Raw genomic sequence first — 21,222 nt, forward strand, 5'->3', positions numbered from 1 at the left:
CATAATGCTCATGCGCAAGCCCACTCCTTGGCGGCGAGCTCGATCAGCCTGTCGAGAATTTGTCCATAAGCAAGCCCGCTTGCCTGCAGCATGTTAGGATAGCGGGAGCTTGCGGTGAAGCCCGGTATCGTATTTACTTCGTTGAATACAATCCGTCCATCAGCAGTGATAAACATATCGACACGCGCAAAGCCTTTGCAGCCCAATACTTCATAAATCGCTCGCGCCGTCTCTTTTACTTTGCTTGCTGTATGGTCGTCAATGCGAGCTGGCAGGTGGATCGTGGAATGGGCCAACGTATACTTTTCAGCGTAATCGAAAAAATCTGCCTGCAGCTCGATTTCGTCAATTACGCCGATCAAAGGATCGGAATTGCCGAGCACTGCGCACGCTACCTCAAATCCGTCGATATTTTGCTCAACAACGACCTTGCTGTCATGGGCAAAGGCGTTTTCGATGCCGGCAGCGAGCTGCTCCATGCTGTACACCTTGGCAATGCCGAGCGATGAACCGGATCTTGCCGGCTTGACAAACAGCGGAAAGCCCAGCTGCTGTGCGACTGACAAGCTCTCCTCCATGCTCTCGCCCTTATGAATGGTAAGTGAGCGCGGCGTTTCAATGCCCGCTGTCTGCACCAACTTATGCGCCAGCTCCTTGTCCATGCACAGCGCAGAGGACAGCATGCCGCAGCCTACGAACGGGATTCCTGCAAGCTCAAGCAGCCCCTGCAAGGTTCCATCCTCACCATATTTGCCATGCAGCACCGGGAATACAACATCGACCGACGTAATGCGAAACTCTGTTCCTGCAAGCTCCACCAAGCCCTTAACGTCCCTGCTTGGCGAGAAAAAGGACGGTGTGCAGCTCGGATGCTCATGCCAGCGATCAAGACGAATGTCCTCGATGCTTCCGCCATAGCGCAGCCAATTTCCTTCCCGGGTAATTCCAATTAAAACAAGCTCATACTTAGCTGTGTCCAAATGCTCGATTACCGCAGCAGCAGAGTTTAAAGATACGTCGTACTCACCAGAGCGGCCGCCGAACAAAATGGCAATGGTTTGTTTATTCATCACATATTCCCCCTTACGCCTGGCAGTTTCTCCTGATGCTTGGTCATCACAGTTACGATAAAGCCGTCACGATTGTTTCCGGAGACGCGGTAAATGTCGCTTTGCAGGATAGGAATCTCGGTATGACTCCCTTCCTCTGCCGGCACATAATAAATGCTCGTTGTAGCATGCTTTTCTTGCACCACAAGCTGCTCTCCGTCATAGCGATAATGTTGCACAAAGTCGATATACTCCTCCAGACAAAGATCATGCTGCTCCATCAATTTTGCATGAGGATAGCCTACGTAACGAAAATGCCATGGTTCATAGGCAATACGAGTAATCGACTGTTTTTCCCGCTTATAGCGGAGAATAAAGCCGTAATCTGCGGCATGCTGCCTGAAGGACTTGTATATTCCCGTATCCGGAAATGCTGGTGCGATAAAATCGAGCGTTGCTTTCAATCTGCCAACGTCGATCGCAAGACCCGTTTGATGCTCACTGTGACCGGGCCACGCGACATATTTGGACGTATAAGCTGCCCCTCGTTCAATAAGCGAATCATTATAAATTTGCGTTTGCTCCTTCTTGGTTCGATAGCCGCTGACGGCAACAATGTCGTCGATCCCTCCGCAAGCCTGCAGCAGCAAATGCAATTGCTCCAGACATGTTTTCTCCAGCTTCATGCCTTTATCGATTTGCTTTATGGAAGGAAAGGTGTCAACAGCGATAAGCTGCTTCGCTTTTTTTCTAACAGGATGCTGTTGGTTGACCAACACTAAATGCCCGTTGAATTGTTCATCATTGCTTACTTGAATGCTATAATGCGCTTGCTTTACTTGGGATGCGTTCATTTGTTTTTCCTCCACTTCTTTTATATGTTCTTGTAACGCGGTTAGTAATGGAGCTCGAGATTTCCTGCGGCACGCTGCCGATATGTTCGGCCAATTCTTGTATGGAGATGCTTTCCTCTCCCGCACCGCCAATTAGCGTAACCTTCTCCCCTGGCGGCACATATGCCGGCAGCTGCACCATTAACTGATCCATCGAAATTTTCCCGATCACCTTGGCGCGGCAGCCCCCAACGAGCACGTCGGTAAGCTGCATTCTTTGCGTCCAGCCATCGGCGTAACCGATCGGCACCGTACCAATCCATTGCTCTGTTTGCGCCTGATAGGCGTTGTCGTAGCCAATATAGTCCCCTTTGTTTACCCTTTTCGTCTGGAGCAACCGACTATGCAGACTCATTGCCGGCTTTAGCTCGAGACTTTGTTTATGCTGCTTCGGATAAAAGCCATACATCGCAGCTCCGATGCGCACCATGTCCATAGACAGCTCAGGGAAACGAAGTGCTGCTACGCTTCCCGCACAATGATAATGGTTGATCGGCATAGGGAGCTCGCTGCTCCATCGTTTCATGTCCTGAAAACGTTGAATTTGCTGCTCTAGATAGCTGGTATCTGCATGACCGGCCGTGGCAAAATGTGTATAAAATCCGTCCACAAGGATATCTGGCGCAAGCAGCCACGGAACGAGCTCTTGCCAATCCTGTCTGGTGCGAATTCCGATGCGCCCAAGGCCCGTATCCATTTTGAGATGAACCTGCAGTTTATGCTTGGTATGAATGGGCTTGTAGGCTCGCATTTCCTGAAACCAGGAGGCTTGTGTGACGGTAAGCATTAAATCGTACTCCAAAGCCAGCGGAGTGAGTTCCGGGCGAATCGGCGTTAATATAAGAATGGGCAGCGTCAAGCCGGCATGTCTTAACCGGATCGCTTCCTCGATAAAGGCAACCGCCAAATAATCTGCTCCAGCCAGAGCAGCCTCCTTTGCCGTTTGCACATCGCCATGACCGTACGCATTTGCTTTTACAACCGCCATCAGCTTGGTCGATGCGGGCAAATAATTGCGGATAGCCAGAAGGTTCTCGCGAATTTGCATCAAATCAATTTCGGCCCAGGTGTCAGGTTCTATCGCTGTATGGCTGTATATTTTGAAGCGCGACTGGCTCATCGTAATTCCTCCCGTGCATGTACATGTAAGTTGTTCTGGATTCATTTCAGCTTGTTCGCTAATACCATCTTACCGAGCCCAACGCTACGATTTATTCGCTGCTTATCACGGCAATCTCATTTTTCTATGCGGATTTTCTTACGAAATTCTTACAGCCCGACTTTTTTGACACAACAAAAAAGCGGCAAATCCTGGACCTTAAGTCCATGACTGCCGCTGTTATTAAGCAACTGCTGTGTTCGTTTCATTGCTTAGTAATATAAAATCCGCTCTAGTAAAACGCTTAGTTTCTTTGCCATTTCCTTCGTGGAATACGGCATTCATTTTTAATCCACCATTCCACAACGTCAACTTATGCATTGGCAACGAATTCTGCAATGCTCTCCTCGCTTTGGGCAATATTTTTACCCTTTGTCACATCGATATCCTTTTTGAATTGCGTTTGTTCATGCCTTAATATTATCAAATCATTCCCATTGTTGTTGCATTGCTTGATGCTTAAGTGTGTCCGTTACTCCCACTCAAAGGCACCTGTGTACAATTGATAATAGTTCCCTTTAATCGCCAGCAACTGCTCGTGATCCCCGCGTTCCTTGATTTGGCCTTTTTCAAGAACCATAATGGCATCGGAATTTCGTACGGTAGATAAACGGTGGGCGATCACAAACACGGTTCGGCCCTCCATGAGGTTATCCATCCCCTTCTGGACCAGCGCTTCTGTTCGTGTATCGATGGATGATGTTGCTTCATCCAGAATCATGACAGGCGGATTGGCAATCGTCGCTCTAGCAATCGCCAGCAGTTGACTCTGTCCCTGTGACAGTCCATTGCCGCTGCCATCAAGCCGGGTCTCATACCCGTCAGGCAAACGTTCAATAAAACTCGCGGCATACGACAGCTTCGCAGCCTGGATCACCTCATCGTCACTGGCCTCCAGCCTTCCGTATCGAATGTTCTCAGCTACCGTACCGGAGAACAGATGGGTATCCTGCAGTACAATTCCCAGAGAACGCCGCAAATCTGCTTTTCGAATACGCTGAATATTAATGCCATCATAGACGATCTCTCCTTCTGTAATATCGTAAAAACGATTCAACAGATTGGCTACGGTCGTCTTGCCCGCACCCGTTGCACCTACGAACGCGAGTTTCTGTCCAGGCATGGCATATAACGTAATATTCTGAAGCACTTGTTTCTTGCCGTCATACGTAAAGCTGACGTCTTTGAACTCCACTTTGCCTTTCAGAACAACGCTTGTTCCGTCCTCCAGTTTCCAGATCCATCCGACCCGATCCTGATTTTTCTCCAAGGTCACACGGCCTTCATCTGCTTCAGGCTGTTCATCCATCAGGTTAAAGATCCGCTGTGCCCCTGCAAGAGCCACGACAAACATGTTGACCTGCGAGGAGATTTCGGCAATCGGCATCGTAAAATTACGGGACAAGCTCAGAAAAGCTGCGATACTTCCCAGAGTCAGACCGGCATTCCAGCCCGATATCGCCATAGCTCCGCCCGCAATAGCCACAAGCACGTAGATTAATGTGGCAAGATTTGCATTGATTGGCATGAGGATATTCGAATACTTGTTAGCTGTTACCGAGTTGTCAAATAATTCATCATTCAGGCGGGCAAATTGTTCCATCGCTTTTTGTTCGCGACCGAACACCTGCACCACTTTTTGCCCATGAATAATCTCCTCGATATATCCATCCACCACACCGATCGATTCCTGCTGCCGGAAAAAGTGCTGGGTTGCCTTAGTACCGACGGTTTTAGTAATCCAGAGCATGGCAAGTGCACCTAGCACAACCACGATCGTCAACGGCACATCCAGATACAACATCGTACCGAGAACGACCATCACTGTCACCGCAGTGGACAACAGCTGGGGCAATCCATCGGTTAGCATCATGTTGAGCGTGTCCACATCGTTCGTGTAATGACTCATAATATCCCCGTTGGCTTTACGGTCAAAATATCTAATCGGCAGCTTCTGCATGTGTTCGAATAAGCGGTCACGAATCCTTTTCATAATCTGCTGTGAGACGGTAATCATCAGCCGTTTCGAGACAAACGTACTAATGACTCCAGCAGCGTAGATTACAGCCAGGATGATTAAAGCCTGTAACAAGGCGTCAAACACTGGATTCTGATTTCCGAGCAACGGCGTAATAAAATCGTCGATCAGCAATCGCAGAAATGCGGCTGAAACGACAGAGACGGCGGAACTAACCAGAACCAGGATCAGCGCCAATGCCGTTCTGAATTTGTAATATTTAAAGTAGGATAGCAGACGTTTTATCGTCTGACCGTAATTCATGTTATCCATCCAGTACTTCACCGCCTTTCGTCTGTGTATAATAAGCTTCTTGATAAATTGTATTTCTGCCCAGCAGTTCCTGATGGGTTCCGATATCTACCATCTTGCCTTCATCCATTACGACAATCTGATCAGCATCTTCAACAGATGCAATACGCTGGGCAATAATAATTTTGGTTGTATCTGGTATGCTTTCCTTGAAAACGTTGCGGATTAACGCGTCGGTCCGCGTATCTACAGCGCTGGTGGAATCATCCAGAATCAAAATCTTCGGTTTTTTGAGCAAAGCTCTGGCAATACACAGTCTCTGCTTCTGACCTCCCGAAACATTAGTACCGCCTTGTGCCAAGTGAGTGTCATATCCATCCGGGAACATGGAAATAAACTCATGTGCCTGCGCTGCTTTGCACGCTTCAATCAGCTCTTCATCGGTCGCATTTTCATTGCCCCAACGCAGGTTCTCCTTAATCGTGCCTTCAAACAGGACATTTTTTTGCAATACCATCGCGACCTGACTGCGAAGCACACTTAGATCATATTCCTTCACATTGACTCCACTAACAAGGACTTCACCCTCACTGGCATCATATAGACGTGGAATCAGTTGCACCAAGGTGGACTTTGCACTGCCCGCAGCTCCAATAATACCGATCGTCTGTCCCGAAGCAATTCGCAGATTAATACCAGACAGGGCATAATTCTCGGCTTTGTCGGAGTAACGGAAGGACACCTTACGGAATTCAATCTCTCCACTGTGCAGCTCTGTAACTGGCGAATCCGGACTGGTAATGTCCGGCTGCTCACTTAACAGGTCATTAATCCGTCCAGCCGAAGCGCGAGCAATGGCAACCATAATAACTACGATGCCCAGGGTCATCAAGCTCATTAGAATTTGCATGGAATACGCGAATACACTCGTAAGCTCGCCGGTAGTCATGCTTCCACCCACAACCAGTTTGGCTCCAATCCATGAGATGATCAGCATCACGGCATACAGCACAATTTGCATTAGGGGAAGCTCGTACGATAGAATGCGTTCTGCCTTAACCATTTGTGCAAATATCCGCTGGGATACGGCCTGAAACTTGGATACCTCACGCTCTTCTCGCACATAGGATTTTACGACCCGAATGCCGCGTACATTTTCCTGAACAACTTTATTCAGATCATCGTAACTGCCAAAAGCACGCTCAAAAATCGGAAAAGAATACTTCATGATGATGATCATGCCAATGGCCAGCACAGGGATAACAATCATGAACCAAGAAGCAATGGAAGGGCTGATGCGATACGTCATAATCGTCGCAAAAATCATCATCACCGGACTGCGAAAGGCAATCCGGATAATCATCAGAAATGCATTTTGCACATGCGTAATATCCGTTGTCAGCCTGGTGACGATACCTGAGGTTGAGAATTTATCCATATTGGAATACGACAGCTGCTGCACATGACGGAACAGGTCGTAACGCAAATTTTTACCAAACCCCGACATGGCAATCGCGGAATGCTTTCCCGCCAGCGCCCCAAAGACCAGAGAAACAAGGGCAAACAGCAGCAGAATCAAGCCGTATTTCATCACCTGATTCATCTGCCCCCCCGTGATCCCCTGATCAATTAATTCAGCCATAAACAGCGGGATAATGACTTCCATGGCCACTTCACCAAGTAAAAACAAAGGCGTCAGCAACGTATCCTTTTTATATTCCCGCACACTTTGCAGTAATTTCCTTACCATAAGCATTCTCCTCATCTAGAAATAAACACACTGATCTGCGATCTAAAAGTAGACTAGCGATCAGAACAGATGTATTATAAACTGTATAGCAACTATACAGTCAATCTACTTTTCTTGATCTGGGGGTACTTATGCATCCAAGTGAAATGTTGTCCATTAGTGCTTTTTCCAAGCTGTCCGAGGTTTCGCGTAAAACCCTCATTTACTACGACCGCATCGGTTTGTTCAAACCTGCCTTTGTGGCGGATAACGGTTATCGCTATTACAGCCGCAGCCAGTTTGAAACAATCGGCGTTATTCATATTTTTAAAGAGCTGGGCATGTCCCTGGAGGAAATTCAGCAGCATCTCGGTGAGCGTTCTCCGGAAACTACCCTTAATTTGCTGCGTAAACAGGAGGAAAATCTGCAGCTGCAGATCGCTAAACTGACTCGCGCGAAAGAAATGATTATACAGCGTGCGGAAAATATAGAGCAATCCATGCATCTAGACACCAGCCAAATGCATGTCATCTGGCAGCCTAAAACCCCTTTGCTGCTGAGCCGCCGCATCTACTCATCCAAAAAGGAGTTCTCAGATGAGCTCTGGGAGGATTTTCGGGCGCGGCTGAACAAGGAGCATGCGCCACTTGGATACCCTAGTGGGGTCATCATTCCCAAGGATGATCTGCTGAAGGCGGATGGCGACATGATCTCCCATATGTACAGCTTCATGACGACAACGCATCACAAACAGGCCTATATGCCGGAGGGATTCTATCTCGTGTCTTATGCCAGAGCAGATTATGGGGATACCGATAAGATCTATACACAAATCTTTGAATATATCAAGAAGAAACAGTACGTCATTAAGGGCGATGCTTACGAGGATTACATGCAGGATGAGATCGTATTGCAACATGCAGAGGATTATCTGGTACGGGTTATGGTGCACATTGAGGAACCGGTAGACGGTTATCATGTTTGGGAATAGGTTCTATAAAAATATACCCGTAGCGAAAACCAACAAGATGATTGATTCAAGGTAACGTCCTACTTTATCCTAGTTAAGTGAATATTGGTACTACCTCCCCTCCAGTTGAAACGAGGCAGCCAATCATATAGATTAGCTGCCTCGTTGATTTTATTGAGCTATCGTACCATTCGTTGTACATCAAACTAAAAGTCTATCCAATCCAATTGCACTGATTAGTAATCTCTCTTTTTTCGTTCCGAGCATTTTTTGAGTCCAGTTCACAAATCCTCCATCACCAATATAATACTCTTCATCCCCGATAACTGTCTTTATCGTGAATTGGAGACCTTGATAGTACTGATTTTCCTTTTGAGGAGAACCTATGCTTATGACTACATCTTTTAATTCCAAACTTTCCCCATATTCAGTGATTCTTGTTACTAAACCCGCGCTGTCTTTATATCCACCTCGTTCACTAATAATGACCTCGATTTTTGAATTGAAGAGTGATTTGAAAATATTTCGATAAATCTCTATATGTTCCCACAGCGACTGTTTCTCGAAATCGTATGATCCTCGGTCAACTCCAGCGGCCACCATACAGAATAAGTGAAAATGAGCAAGCATTCCTGGTGCATCACCAAAATACTGTGCTCGTACATGTCTATGGGTAGTACAATATCGCAAGTAATCTTCTCTAAGAGGCTTATGGTGTTTGATTAGTTCAGCGATATGTAATGCGATAAGATTTGTCGCATCTGATACAACCTCGGTCCCCCGTAGTGCCGAAATAACCTTATTTTGATCAACCGTACCTACGATCGAGGTACAGCCTATTGGTGCGACAGGCGACAGCTGAATTGGAGATACTCCCTTACCTAGTGCTATTTTCAGTATATCCATTTCCAATTGCTTCAGCTGAAGCAGATTCACCTTTGAAGGATGGACAAAACGATTTTCTGCGTATCGTTTTAGTAGGTCATTTGGAGATGACTTTCTAACTTTCTCATTAAAAACCTTCAAAAGAAGCGTATTTAGATCACTGCTTGAAATTTGTTCCGTAAGGAGAGTTATCAAATCAGGTTTCTCAAGTTTATTCAGTATTCTTTCGAGGTCTGCTGAAAGTATCGGTTTCAATCTATTCACTCCTTCTCTTGTCTGAGATATGTGGAAAGTTATACTAGAAGCATATGGTATGGTCAACAATTACTATAAGCATCACTTAATCCTGTCCTGTTTATTGGAGCTTTAACTTACTGATATTATCACAAATAACCACCTAATGGTGTTTTATAGTTATCCGATGTTTTTGGAACAATCGACAATGTATCTTGTCCATAAACAGCAAGAGAAAAACTATACACCACACCATCCTTCTAATAGAAACAGCGGCAGCCTAAGACGAATAATAATAAAAGTCATAGACTACCGCTGTTTTATGTTCCATTATCTGTTAGCAGAAATTACTTCTAGAACACCATATCGCTGATCCAATTTTGCATAGCGGCTATAACTGATTCTAGCTGCTCTTGCTCTTCAATTCCAGCTTCCTTATCACCCTTCTGCATCCCATAGGACCCAAACTGTCCATGATTTCCTCCATCTATACTAACAAAGACAGTTTCTGTTGTGGGCAAGTTAGTTTTGCTTTCTTCCCAAACCTCTTGATTCAGTACTCCGTCATCAGTACCTGTAATTTGGAGAATTGGTAGCCCTGAATCTTTCAAAGAACCGCCCTCATCAGCGTAAGAAGCCATAAAATATACGCCTTTCAAGGCATCAGCATTTTCGGATGCAAATCGTGCAGCAAACGCTCCACCCAAGGAATGTCCACCGATTACGAATGCTTCATCTGGATACTCATTTATAAACGATTGTGCTTTATTTTGACCGAAGATTGCCAGATTGAATGGCATTTCGGCAATGTATACGCGATGTCCTAACTCGGCTAAAGCTCTTGCAAACGTAGAATAACTTTCTGGTTCTACAAGTCCGCCAGGATAAAAAATAATATTAGGCTGAACAACATTACCGTCTTCAGGCTCAAATTTGAAACCATCCTTTACTTCAGTTACGGTTACTTTATTATCACTTTGAAATGCGGCCTCTGCTGCAGCAGACGGAGCATACGTAGCTGAGTTCAAGTATACCAACACAGCCACTACTATTATTACAAGAATAATACCTACCCATGCCACGATTTTTGGCCATTTTCTTTTTTTCACTGTTTCTGTCATTGCTGTTGCCTCCTAATATGAACCTAATTCTATTGATGACTTGTTATGCTCTTGTAGACTTGGTATGTCGCCATACGATGTAACTCATATAAGTAAGGAGTCCGAATAGAACAGCAATGCTTGTCATGTGTGCAAGTACGACAAACATATAAACCTCTGGACGACCCATCGTTAACATTAGAAATGCTCCACTAAGTACCTGGAACACAATTAGCAGCACGGAAGTAAAGCCAAGTATGTTAAGCTCTCGATTCTCTCTGTATCTTCTGTAGATCCACACAAACAGTATGACAATTAAAGCTACAAGTAAAAATCCAGCAATACGATGGATAAAGGCAATTTCTACACCACCAGATAATTCAGGTATAAGTTTACCATTACATAATGGGAATCCAGCACATGCCCCTGCTGAATCTGTGTGACTAACAAAAGCACCTGTATATACAACTATGTAGGAGTATATCATGACAACCCATACATAATTACGGAATGCTTTATTTGTTCTAGGCATTTTATCGAAAACAGCTAGTCCGCCAAGCTTCTCCTCTTGCCTTGCTCCCAAGCTTGTCATCAAGGAGCTTGCAAGTGAAATAAATGCAAAGCCAAGGTGCAACGCCATTATAGGTGGAGATTGTGAGAAAACAACTGCCAATGCTCCCATCGCTCCTTGAATGCTTACAAAGATAAAGGTTAGAAATGCAAAAAATTGCAGGTCCTTTCGATTCTTGCTATACATCAGAAATAAAACTAATACAATTACTGCCAATATGCCAGCTGTCGTACTTACCAATCTATGTGTGTATTCAATGACAGATGCAAGTGTGTGAGCGGGAACGAATTTTCCATGACACAATGGCCATTCTGTTCCACATCCAAGTCCTGACTCCGTACGAGTAACAACACCTCCACCAAATGTTGCAAAAAACATAAAAACGGTTGTCAAATAGCTTAACCGTTTCAATAAAGTAATCCGATTCAAATCCTGTTCACCTACCCGCTTCTGTTGTTGTATATATTGCAGCTTATAATGATTTCTAATAAATTATATTTACCGGTGAGTAAAATTACAAGTTCATTTTGATAAATTTGCACATTTGTCATAGAATATTCATGGAGGCGATTACGATTAACAAACACACTCAACGATCCCGTGGTAGACCAAAGCAGGCCAAGGATGATCTTTCCATACAAGAAGTAATTATTGCAACGGCTTCAAAATTATTTCTAGAAATGGGATATGAGACTTTGTCCCTTCATGAAATCGCAAAAGCATGTAATGTATCGAAACCGACCATTTATTATTACTTCACTAGCAAATCTGAGCTTTTGAAAGTTGCGATAATTACGATGTTAAAAAACGTGCATCGGAATACAATGCGTTTATTGAACGAAACTGACAATGTGGAAGCTGGCTTAATTCTAGTAGCTGAAGCTCGTATTGCCAGTCCTCATATTAAAGTAGAGATGCTATTGAAAGAAGCTGAAAGCTCGTTGAGTGAAGAACAACTGCAACAAATTAGAGACGCCGAACAACGCGTCTATCTTCTTCTTTCTGATTTCTTTCAAGCAGCTATGGATAAAGGCTTACTTCGCAAGGATGATCCACTATTCCTTGCCTATACCTTTTCAACAATGCTACTGATTAGTAATCGAGAAGATACCATGCATCTACATGCTTCTCATTTGGAGCTTGCTAAGAAGGTTGTCGGATTATTTTTGAAGGGAACGCTTGCGTAATAGCAAGCTTAATCATTGACAAGATAACAAAGAACAGCACTTTCGGTTGGAGGTAACCTAGTGCTGTTCTTTTTTTCCTTTTCCCCCGTATGTAACAACAAAATATCTAGCTGGCACAATATAGCCTACCTGTGCATTTCCTGGTTCTGCATACGAAGCAACGTGGTATACACTTGATTACGAGCGATAAGCTCCTCGTGAGTGCCGGATTCGGAAATTTTCCCAGACTCCATCACATGGATCACATCGGCATTTTGTACTGTAGATAACCGATGTGCGATTATAATGGTGATGCGATTTTTTCCCTGCTCATCAAGCGAAGCCATTACTTGTCGCTCCGTCTCTAGGTCAAGTGCCGATGTTGCCTCATCAAGGATGAGTAGCTCGGGATCTCCTAATAGAGCCCTTGCAATGGCTAGTCGTTGTCGTTGCCCCCCAGACAGCGTAATGCCTCGTTCTCCAAGCAACGTACGATATCCATTCGGTAATGCTATAATATCTTCATGAATACATGCTGCTTTACATACCTCGACCAGCTGCTGCTGACTGAAACCGACTCTTCCAAGCGTCAAATTAGAGATAATCGTCTCTGGGTACATATACGAGTCTTGAAATACAATCGCCACTCTCTTGCTCCAATCATCTAAGGTCAACTCTTGAAGTGAAATACCATCGACCTCGATCCTTCCTCGGTCCGGTTTGTAAAATCGAATAAGCAGCTGGGCGATTGTTGATTTTCCACCTCCACTTAATCCTACAAAAGCAAGCTTCTCTCCACGGCGTGCTCGAAAGGTTACCCCGTTTAGCACATTTCCTGCCTCTGCAGAATATTGAAACTCCACCTGGCTCCAGTTCATCGTCTGTATGCGATGCTTTAACTGCTTATGACCATCTAATTCCTTCTCCTGCCCCAATACCTCTCGAAAACGATCGACAGAGGCGATTACTGCTGGAACACTCATCGTTGTCTGATACAAACCATTAATCGCATCCATCAAATCTCTAGAAAATTGAAACACTATAACAAACATGCCGATGCTGAGATCCCCTGTCATCACAGCATAACCACCATAACCAAGCACTAGGAACTGCGTACCGAGACGCAACGACTCACTGAATAATAATTGCTTATTTTGCAAATTCACTTCCTGTAGCGAGCCGCCTAGTATCGCATTCAATATCCGATTCAACTTGCTTTGTTCCTGCTCCTGACGATTAAACGCCAATACCTCCTTCGTAGAAGAAATTCCCTCTACGAGATGAACGCTTAGATTCGCCCGTTTTTCCTGCAATGCTTTGGACGCAGCACGCAGGCGAGGCGCAAAGTATCGGCCGAGCGGGATAAACAATCCACCAATCACGAACAATCCTAATAGAATCGGCAAACTAGCATAGCCAATAATAACGGTTAAAATGATAAATGATAGCAAATTGTAAAAGACATCGAAGAAAATACTGCTATATATACGCGTGATGCTATTAATCTCCTGATTGTAATAATTCGTTAAGCGACCTGTTCGTTCATTATGAAAAAAACGGGTAGGCAGCTTCTGCATTGTTTTCATATAATGTTCCAATAAATTTACATTGATTCTACGACTAGTAATGTTAAGTCTCATGCCTGCCAGCATATGAAATAGGTTGTACAGCAACACTGAGCCGATAAATACAATAAGCAAGGATGTGATCAAATGATAGTGCTTGTCGATAAAAACATCATCAATAATAAGCTTTTGCACATATACCATCGAGATGCTGAATACAACTTCAAGCGCTAGCAAAATAAGGCCTACGAGCAACCCAGCCTTTAACGGCTTCGCCCACTTCCATAACCAAATAAAATTATTCATGCTCACTTTCCCCTTTTAGCAGTTGATAAAACAATCCGCCTCGAGCGATTAACTCTTCATACGTTCCCTGCTCCGCATTTCTTCCTTGATCGACGACAACGATCTGATCGTAATCCTGCACCGTTGAGAGCCGATGAGCTACTGTAATCGTAGTACAATTTTCCATTAATGCCTCAAGTGCCTTCTTCACCTCGTATTCGCTTACATTATCTAAAGCTGAGGTAGCCTCATCCAGCACCAATACTTTCGGCATTCTCAAAAATAATCGAGCAATAGCAATCCTTTGCTTCTGACCACCTGATAATTTGATGCCACGTTCGCCGACAACGGTATCATACCCCTGCGGAAGTTCCATAATAAAATCATGTGCATACGCTGCCTTTGCAGCCTCAACGATCTGCTCCTCTGTCGGATCATCGCATGCAAAGGCAATGTTGGCACGAACCGTATCCCCATATAAAAATGCCTCTTGAAATACAAAACCGACATGATCTCGTAAATTCGTTAGATCAAACTGACGTAATGCAATGCCATCCAAATAAATCTCACCATCCTGTGGATCATAAAATCGTCCAATCAACTTCGTTAATGTCGACTTTCCATTGCCGCTTTTTCCTACTAAAGCAACTTTCATCCCAGAGGTCACTTCTAGGTTAAATTGCTCAATAATCGGATCGCGACCTGGATAAGCGAACGTTACATTGTAAAATGAAAGCTCCCCCTTTACCTCATGTAGCTTAATCGGAGCAGTGGGTTGCTTCACTTCTGCTTGTTCCTTCATAAAAAGATACAGCTTCTCCGTCTGAATGATCGTCAGCCGTTGTTCTGTCGTTAACGTCACCATACTCGTTAATAATCGAATAACACGAGTGTAAAGCAACGAGAAGGCAATAAAGGCACCAACCGTAAGCTCTCCGCTCTGCACCATGCCAATCCCGAACCAGAACATCGCTAATGCACCGAGCCCTATCGTTACTCGACGAACCGTTCCACGCGAGTAAGCAAACCAGTTTTGAATATTATTGGCACGTTGCATAAAGGTAAATTGCTCTATAAGTCGCTGTGTATCCCATTTCTGGGCACCAAACGCTCGTAGCTCTAAAAATGCGGAGAAGCTATTGTATAGTTGTTGATTCGCTTGTGTGCGACGACTTTGACTTTCTCTCGCCCATATGGTTGCTTTTTTCTCGAAGTAGGGACCGACAAGATAATAGGATAGAAAACAGGGGATAATAATTAAGCTAAGGTAAGCGTTCGTTTGAACGAGTAATGAAGTAGAAATCAATAACATTATGCCTTGATGAATCAGGCTAGGAAAATATCTTCTATAGATGTGCTGGAGTTGGTTAACTTCTTCTTTAAATAGAGATAACGTGGAGCCTGCTGCATTCTTTTCATAATAAGAAAGTCCGAGATAACGAAGCTGCTCTAGCATTGCACGCAAAACATCCATCGCAGGCTTCTCCTGCAAAATACGCTCTACACGCTTCCGTGCAGCAGCTAATATAATGCTGATTACGAATAGCGCTGCGAGAATCAATAATAATATTCCGAACTGCTCATAATCACGAGCTGGTAAAACATCATCAATAAAATACTGAATGAATTTCGGAATCGACATCTCAATCGCAGATACAATCTATGCAAATAAAATAAATAACAGAAAATACCCCTTATACGGCTTCAAAAATGATAGTATCCACAGATATACTTTAAGCTGCTTCATCTCCTATCCCCCTTATTGTGTATAGTCTTTCTCCTACTTTAAAGATTACGAAAATGCTTTCAATCATCTATAACGCATACGCTCCGGTATTCCCCATGACGTGATCGTTGATTTTTTTCCGTTGCTCTAGCAATGAATAGGTGACTTGACAATCGGAAATTGTGATTCACCAAAATTTTGGACATTAATCTGCCTCCCTTATTCGAACAAATCGATTAATCATACACGTGGACAAGAACGTAGTAAAAATAAAAAAGCCGTGCTGAGCACGGATTGTTATCGGTGTCCTCCGACAGATATTTCACATATTAAAGTTACTTAGCCAATAAATTAATTATGAGCTACTTTCTTTTAAGCTGTAACCTTATTAATTATTGATAAAAAGCAACGACATACGAATTGGCCGTTGCTTTAATAACTAGCTCGTTCATTCACGTGCTATTCATTCGGTGTTTTTAGATGGCTATTGTGAGCAAAGAAGACTTATTTTCAATCACAGCTTTTATTGTTGACGCACTTTGTTCGATGGATTGATTTGTTGTGTCGATAACATGTGATTCATAGTGATCTAAATTGTTAAACTGCTCCCACATGATTTCTACCAATTCAATGTTGGTTTCTTCGTCCAATTTGGAACGATTAATTGCTCGTCTCATTGTTTCTTCCTTAGTCGCTCTTAAGATAATGTAGTGTACCTCATAATTATCTTGTATGGCTTTTATCCACGGCTCTAAGAACCATGGACCAACAATTCCATCAATAATCACATCGAACCCACCACGTGCAAAACGTTTTGCAGCTTCCAAAAAGGCTTCTATAACAATCGTGTTTTGTTCTTGTGATTCCGGTAAAAATGGAGCGATTGCCCCCTTTTGAATGTACTGATAGAAATCATCAGTGTGCATATGTACCGACTTTGATAAATTAGACTCTTTCGAAACAATGGATGCGGTTGTACTTTTCCCAGTTCCTGGTGTACCAGTTATAATAATCATTCTGCCTTTCATCATAAATATTCTCCTCAATAGTATTCACGCTGGCTTAATATCTTATTGTCGACCGTTTGTGTAGGTACGAGTTCTTTTTTAGTTAATCCGTTCACAACTAATATACCATCAAGTCATATATAATTGATTGGAGCATTTCAACGTTTGGATTTCTCTTCTGGTTTGAACGCTAAGTCTTGCGACTGTAACGCCTCCTTCAGTATCGGCATTGAGCGTGGTCCCATACCGTGTAGTTGCAAGATCTCGCGTTCGGTAAATGTCGATAATTTATGTAATGTCGTGATACCTTTATGTTCTAAAGCATGTCGTGCAGGATTTGAAAGTCGTGATAGAAAGCCAATGTCCGGCTTCTTTTCTTGTTCACACTTCGGGCAATTTGGACAATCACTGCTCTTATAATATTTGTGTCCATTGCTACATATCCTCATTTTATTTTCACGTGCCACTCGGAATGCCTCCCTTAATGCTTTGATCCGTATCCTAACTACTCCAAGTTTCTTCAACTAAGCTGTCACTTATAGAGAAATCAAACAATTAATAGGCCACTTTTGATCAAAAATATCTCAAAGTTCCCGATTAATCATATTTATCCTTTTTACTTATATGTAATATTTTCACACAAATAACGCCGACAATGATATATATCAAAGTAACCCAAAATGAAAACGAGTTTGGATTTTCAGTTGCTGTAATCCAAAGTGGCGGTGAATTAGTATTCCGAGAATTAGTCATATTCGGGTCAAGATTACTCTCAAGATATACAATTGCCCATATTTGATAAATCTTTGATATTACATAACCTATAACCAGACCAATCAATGCCCCTAAATAATAGTGTGGGTGAATCTTTTCCATTAAAGTCCCTCTCTTTCTCAAAGGCGATTTATTACATATTCTCAGTTTCTTCTAACGTTTTGAAGAAATGAGTTCTAGACTGAGCCTTATAGGATTGTCATGTGAATCTGCTTCTCTTCCAGATGCATCACCAGTGACAGAGGAACTCATGCGACGATGCGTTAATGCTGTGTTATATGATTTTTCCCTTCGGACTTCTGTGATTAATCTTATCCGTATGTTATTTCATTATTTTTCAATGCATTCACTAACCAGTATCCATACCCTTTCCACGTTGATTGTTTATCTGGTTTTTCTTCTCGTAATTTCAAGTAAATTTCCTCAGCAAATCGCATACCTCCATTTTGACTCCTTAAGTAATTAATACACTGCTCATAGGATCTAAGACCGAGTACTTCTGTTAGATATGCCTCAGCCCCCGTAACAAAATTCTCTTCTGATCCACTTTTCCATTTTTCTAGTAATTCCGTATACTTATTTTTAAACAGGATATTCTTTTCTAAAATAATATCCTGTTCAGCCTGAGCATCTTGTGACCCCTGGAATCCATGAATAGATTCATGAACAAAAATGTTTAGAAAACTTGATAGTAATGGCATATAACCTGGACTACCTTGATGAATAGCCATAGAACTTTTACTTAGTTGTACTGCAATCGGTTTTATATAGGTGCACATATATATCGAATAATTATCACTTAGAGGAGATTCTCCAAGGAAATGTGAAACCAATAGTTGTAAGGAATGTAAGGGATATAGTTTATTAAGGATACTCATATACTCTTCGGCAACAATATCAATTTGCGGTTTAATCTTTTGTCTCCATAGGAAATGAATCTCGTGTTTTAGAATTATCTGAAAACCTTCAAGAAGTATCTGTCGATTATTACATATAATATCAGTCAAATTTATTACCCTATTAACATTGGCTATATTATCAATAGTGGGAACATTTTTATCGACCAATGAAAGAAATTGAATAATATCCTCAATTGTATTCATTTTAAATGCATTGTAAACAGTGCATAAACTTGATATAGACAAAATCTCTCTTATCTTAATTACTCTTATATATTCATCATTACTTAATATATTTAGCCATCGTGATCGGACATCATAATAGTGAATATTATAAAACTCATCATTCGAAATAGCATTAATGAAAAAAGTCATATCTAAGGCTTCACTCGATTTAACATTCCACTTTTGATTTGACATAATCACTCTCCGTCCAAATTAGCGTAAATGATTTTCCAAGGGGGAATTTAATACAACATTTTCGCATTAACGAACTCCTGCAGGGAGTTGTCGCAGCATCCGCCACACGAACCCCGTCTGCGACCGAGGGCGAATGCTCGATGCGTGAATATGGTGTTATCAGAAGTTACCCTTCTTCATTAATTAATCTTAAAGTTAGCTTTTCTGATTCTTCATTTTGTTTGATAATTAATTTAAATTCTTTATTATGCTCTTCTAAATTCATTAATTCTTTATTATATTCTGAAGAGATCTGTATGCTTCTTACTCCTTGTAGTTTTAAAGGATATTGGCTTGCCTTCTTTATCCCTTCGCCTTCAAGTATATATTCAATTGGTTCTTGTTCCTCTTCTCTATTACCAATGTGTTGAATATATAAAGAATCAAAAGTAGTCTCTCCTCCATCGAAAATAGTGTATGTGGCTGCCCAAGTTTCACCTTTAGAAAAATAAACTAATATATTTTCTTTTGTTGTTACGATATCTCCTGATCCTGATTTACAACCGGTAACTAATATTACAATAATGATTATAATAAAATGCATCTTTTTCAATTTAATTTACTCGCTTTCTTATGTATTGGGTAATTTCTGATAACGTTCTTGCATTAACGAACCTGAGAGCCTTAAGTGGAGTAAAGCGTAACGGGTCGGCAGACTTAGGCTCACAGGGTTGTCAGCAGCAACTACTTCCCTGCCAATAACTTCTGCTGAACAAGAGGCGAATGCCCTGATGCGTTAATACGGTGTTGGTATTACGAATTGCCCAGGTTTTCTACTTGGAGAATAGCTCTCCGATTCAGATACCTGACTCTGTAGTATCCGAGCTGCGTGCCTTATGTAGACAATATTATCAATTCAACTCTCTCTATGGTGACGTGCAACGACACTTCCGTTCGGTTCTAGATCTTTTATTCCCTGGATATGATCGTGTATTTCAAAACATTTGTAATCCTACTTCTCTGGAGCTCTTGAGCCATTATCCTTCTCCTAAAGATGTACTAGCCGCGGATCAAGAGCATGTGCTTAGCATTCTTCTTCATAACCGCCGTGGTCGGAGTTGGAATGGATTAAAGCTTGCTCTCATCAACACCATTGCTCGTGAGAGCTTACCCGATTCTGAAGCGACTGTTTCCCATCAGATTGCAGTACGCAACTATATTTCCTTACTGAGAACTTATCGAGCTGCAATCGATGATATTCAGCAGCATATGCTACAGTTAGCTTCATCCCGACCAGAGCATGCTTTACTTCGTTCGATACCAGGCGTTGGTCCTCTCACTTCTGCGGCGATCCAAGCAGAGATTGGAGATATAAAAAGGTTCCCTTCCGTTAAACAGTTAATCGCTTTTGCAGGGCTGGATTCTTCTGTTTACGAGTCGGGAACCTTTAGGGCCAATAAGAATCAAATTTCAAAGAGAGGCTCTTCGTATCTCCGTACCGCTTTGTATCAAGCTACTGTGGCTGGCATCTCGAAACAAGTAAACGGCCCAAGAAATGAAATTCTATCGACATATTATCAGTTAAAACGTTCTCAAGGCAAGCAGCCCAAGGTCGCTATTGTGGCTACTTCTAATAAGCTTTTGCGCATATTTTATGGTGTATTGAGCACTCGGATGCCTTTTTGTAAAGATTAAACTATATTTCCAAGGAATATTTTAACATATCCTTACTTCAGAGAGGTAGGTTTAATTGAGTACGTTCTTTTAAAGCGACTCAATCTTTTTTTCATGCTGCTATTGACTTTGATTAGCTGGTTTATGTGAAGGTTCTTTGCTGCTTTGAATTGCTATCAAGGTAATATTCCTTCAATTTTTTTATTCTTTTATTATCTCTATTATTCTCTGAATTTCTTTATGATCGTCTAATTCTTTAATTGGTGTCCATCTCACTTCTTTTAATTCTTGTGGTTGATTTATTATTTCAGGATCAATTCCCAATTGTAATTTTCCTCCGATAATTGAACCCAGATAGCAATAATACATTCCATTTATTCTTTCGTTATACGTTTCTAATAATAGTTTTCTTATTTCAATTTGTAGTCCTGTTTCTTCTAATACCTCTCTAACAGCTGCCTGTTCACTTGTCTCATTCTCTTCAATTCTTCCACCAGGTAAGGTCCAAATCTCATTACCTCGATAGAATTGTCTAATCATTAAAATTGAATCATTTTCAAATAATGCGACACAACTACGAGTAGTAATTATAAAAACATCCTTTCGGGTTGATAATAGATATTTATTATATTTTGAGGTTTTTAGGATTTCAGAACTTTCACATACGTTTTTGATTAACGAACCTGCGTATAGCAGGTTGTCACGTGAATCAGCTTCCCTGCCAAAAGCATCACCAGTGACCGAGGAGAGCATACGACGATGCGTTAATGCGGTGTTATACGAGCCCTTCGGCGAAAACCTCCGACCTTCAAAACGCCCAAGAACCCATATGTATCAAGGGATTCCAGCAATTTAGGAGGAACACGA

The 21,222-nt window shown here is 42.3% G+C and carries 19 protein-coding genes; 3 read left to right on the plus strand and 16 right to left on the minus strand.

The window, feature by feature from the left end; translation table 11 throughout:
• Positions 1–8: 8 nt before the first annotated feature.
• The 5 genes from vanG to ACFP56_RS05010 all read right to left on the minus strand — a co-directional run bounded on the left by vanG (position 9) and on the right by ACFP56_RS05010 (position 7,120).
• Positions 9–1,070 carry a D-alanine--D-serine ligase VanG gene (vanG, locus tag ACFP56_RS04990; RefSeq protein WP_379231840.1) on the minus strand — a complete coding sequence of 354 codons (1,062 nt, stop codon included), beginning with the start codon at positions 1,068–1,070 and terminating at the stop codon, positions 9–11.
• A complete protein-coding gene (locus ACFP56_RS04995) occupies positions 1,070–1,903 on the minus strand; it encodes a D-alanyl-D-alanine carboxypeptidase family protein (RefSeq protein ID WP_379231842.1) in 834 nt (277 codons plus the stop codon). The genes vanG and ACFP56_RS04995 overlap by 1 nt, the downstream gene beginning before the upstream one ends.
• Entirely contained in the window at positions 1,869–3,062 is a 1,194-nt protein-coding gene (gene alr / locus ACFP56_RS05000; RefSeq protein WP_379231844.1) for an alanine racemase, read from the minus strand. The genes ACFP56_RS04995 and alr overlap by 35 nt, the downstream gene beginning before the upstream one ends.
• Before the next feature lie 511 nt (positions 3,063–3,573).
• Complete coding sequence (locus tag ACFP56_RS05005) at positions 3,574–5,391, minus strand: ABC transporter ATP-binding protein (RefSeq protein WP_379231846.1); 1,818 nt, start codon at positions 5,389–5,391, stop codon at positions 3,574–3,576.
• On the minus strand, positions 5,384–7,120 hold the full coding sequence (locus tag ACFP56_RS05010) for an ABC transporter ATP-binding protein (protein WP_379231848.1): 1,737 nt from the start codon (positions 7,118–7,120) through the stop codon (positions 5,384–5,386). Before ACFP56_RS05010 ends, ACFP56_RS05005 begins: the two co-directional genes overlap by 8 nt.
• A 131-nt stretch (positions 7,121–7,251) precedes the next feature.
• Between ACFP56_RS05010 and ACFP56_RS05015 the strand changes: the two genes are divergently transcribed.
• The gene (locus ACFP56_RS05015) at positions 7,252–8,091 is read left to right on the plus strand and encodes a MerR family transcriptional regulator (RefSeq protein WP_379231850.1); all 840 of its coding nucleotides are present in this window, start codon (positions 7,252–7,254) and stop codon (positions 8,089–8,091) included.
• 180 nt (positions 8,092–8,271) lie between these two features.
• On the opposite strand, the gene ACFP56_RS05020 is transcribed toward ACFP56_RS05015, so the two are convergent.
• The 3 genes from ACFP56_RS05020 to ACFP56_RS05030 all read right to left on the minus strand — a co-directional run bounded on the left by ACFP56_RS05020 (position 8,272) and on the right by ACFP56_RS05030 (position 11,289).
• On the minus strand, positions 8,272–9,210 hold the full coding sequence (locus tag ACFP56_RS05020; protein ID WP_379231852.1) for a hypothetical protein: 939 nt from the start codon (positions 9,208–9,210) through the stop codon (positions 8,272–8,274).
• Positions 9,211–9,542: 332 nt separating this feature from the next.
• Entirely contained in the window at positions 9,543–10,310 is a 768-nt protein-coding gene (locus ACFP56_RS05025; protein ID WP_379231854.1) for an alpha/beta hydrolase, read from the minus strand.
• 43 nt (positions 10,311–10,353) lie between these two features.
• Positions 10,354–11,289 carry a COX15/CtaA family protein gene (locus ACFP56_RS05030; protein WP_379231856.1) on the minus strand — a complete coding sequence of 312 codons (936 nt, stop codon included), beginning with the start codon at positions 11,287–11,289 and terminating at the stop codon, positions 10,354–10,356.
• A 131-nt stretch (positions 11,290–11,420) separates the two neighbouring features.
• On the opposite strand from ACFP56_RS05030, the gene ACFP56_RS05035 reads away from it, so the two are divergent.
• Positions 11,421–12,047, plus strand: coding sequence for a TetR/AcrR family transcriptional regulator (locus ACFP56_RS05035; RefSeq protein ID WP_379231858.1), 627 nt, complete (start codon positions 11,421–11,423; stop codon positions 12,045–12,047).
• Between the two features lie 125 nt (positions 12,048–12,172).
• On the opposite strand, the gene ACFP56_RS05040 is transcribed toward ACFP56_RS05035, so the two are convergent.
• The 7 genes from ACFP56_RS05040 to ACFP56_RS05070 form a co-directional block, all read right to left on the minus strand.
• Positions 12,173–13,897 carry an ABC transporter ATP-binding protein gene (locus ACFP56_RS05040; RefSeq protein ID WP_379231861.1) on the minus strand — a complete coding sequence of 575 codons (1,725 nt, stop codon included), beginning with the start codon at positions 13,895–13,897 and terminating at the stop codon, positions 12,173–12,175.
• Positions 13,890–15,536, minus strand: coding sequence for an ABC transporter ATP-binding protein (locus ACFP56_RS05045; RefSeq protein WP_379233258.1), 1,647 nt, complete (start codon positions 15,534–15,536; stop codon positions 13,890–13,892). The genes ACFP56_RS05040 and ACFP56_RS05045 overlap by 8 nt, the downstream gene beginning before the upstream one ends.
• A 542-nt stretch (positions 15,537–16,078) precedes the next feature.
• Positions 16,079–16,633 carry an AAA family ATPase gene (locus tag ACFP56_RS05050; protein WP_379231863.1) on the minus strand — a complete coding sequence of 185 codons (555 nt, stop codon included), beginning with the start codon at positions 16,631–16,633 and terminating at the stop codon, positions 16,079–16,081.
• 134 nt (positions 16,634–16,767) lie between these two features.
• Complete coding sequence (locus ACFP56_RS05055) at positions 16,768–17,076, minus strand: RNA polymerase alpha subunit C-terminal domain-containing protein (RefSeq protein ID WP_379231865.1); 309 nt, start codon at positions 17,074–17,076, stop codon at positions 16,768–16,770.
• 130 nt (positions 17,077–17,206) lie between these two features.
• A complete protein-coding gene (locus ACFP56_RS05060) occupies positions 17,207–17,485 on the minus strand; it encodes a hypothetical protein (protein ID WP_379231867.1) in 279 nt (92 codons plus the stop codon).
• A gap of 209 nt (positions 17,486–17,694) precedes the next feature.
• A complete protein-coding gene (locus ACFP56_RS05065) occupies positions 17,695–18,702 on the minus strand; it encodes a hypothetical protein (RefSeq protein ID WP_379231869.1) in 1,008 nt (335 codons plus the stop codon).
• A gap of 166 nt (positions 18,703–18,868) precedes the next feature.
• Positions 18,869–19,294, minus strand: coding sequence for a hypothetical protein (locus tag ACFP56_RS05070; protein ID WP_379231871.1), 426 nt, complete (start codon positions 19,292–19,294; stop codon positions 18,869–18,871).
• Positions 19,295–19,485: 191 nt separating this feature from the next.
• On the opposite strand from ACFP56_RS05070, the gene ACFP56_RS05075 reads away from it, so the two are divergent.
• Complete coding sequence (locus ACFP56_RS05075) at positions 19,486–20,376, plus strand: IS110 family transposase (protein ID WP_379231873.1); 891 nt, start codon at positions 19,486–19,488, stop codon at positions 20,374–20,376.
• A 180-nt stretch (positions 20,377–20,556) separates the two neighbouring features.
• Here ACFP56_RS05075 and ACFP56_RS05080 read toward each other — a convergent pair whose 3' ends face one another.
• Positions 20,557–21,108 (minus strand): NUDIX hydrolase, encoded by a 552-nt coding sequence (locus ACFP56_RS05080; protein ID WP_379231875.1) that lies wholly within the window; start codon positions 21,106–21,108, stop codon positions 20,557–20,559.
• Positions 21,109–21,222: the final 114 nt, after the last annotated feature.

Origin of the sequence: Paenibacillus septentrionalis (assembly GCF_042659865.1) — a bacterium.
Classification (GTDB): domain Bacteria; phylum Bacillota; class Bacilli; order Paenibacillales; family Paenibacillaceae; genus Pristimantibacillus; species Pristimantibacillus septentrionalis.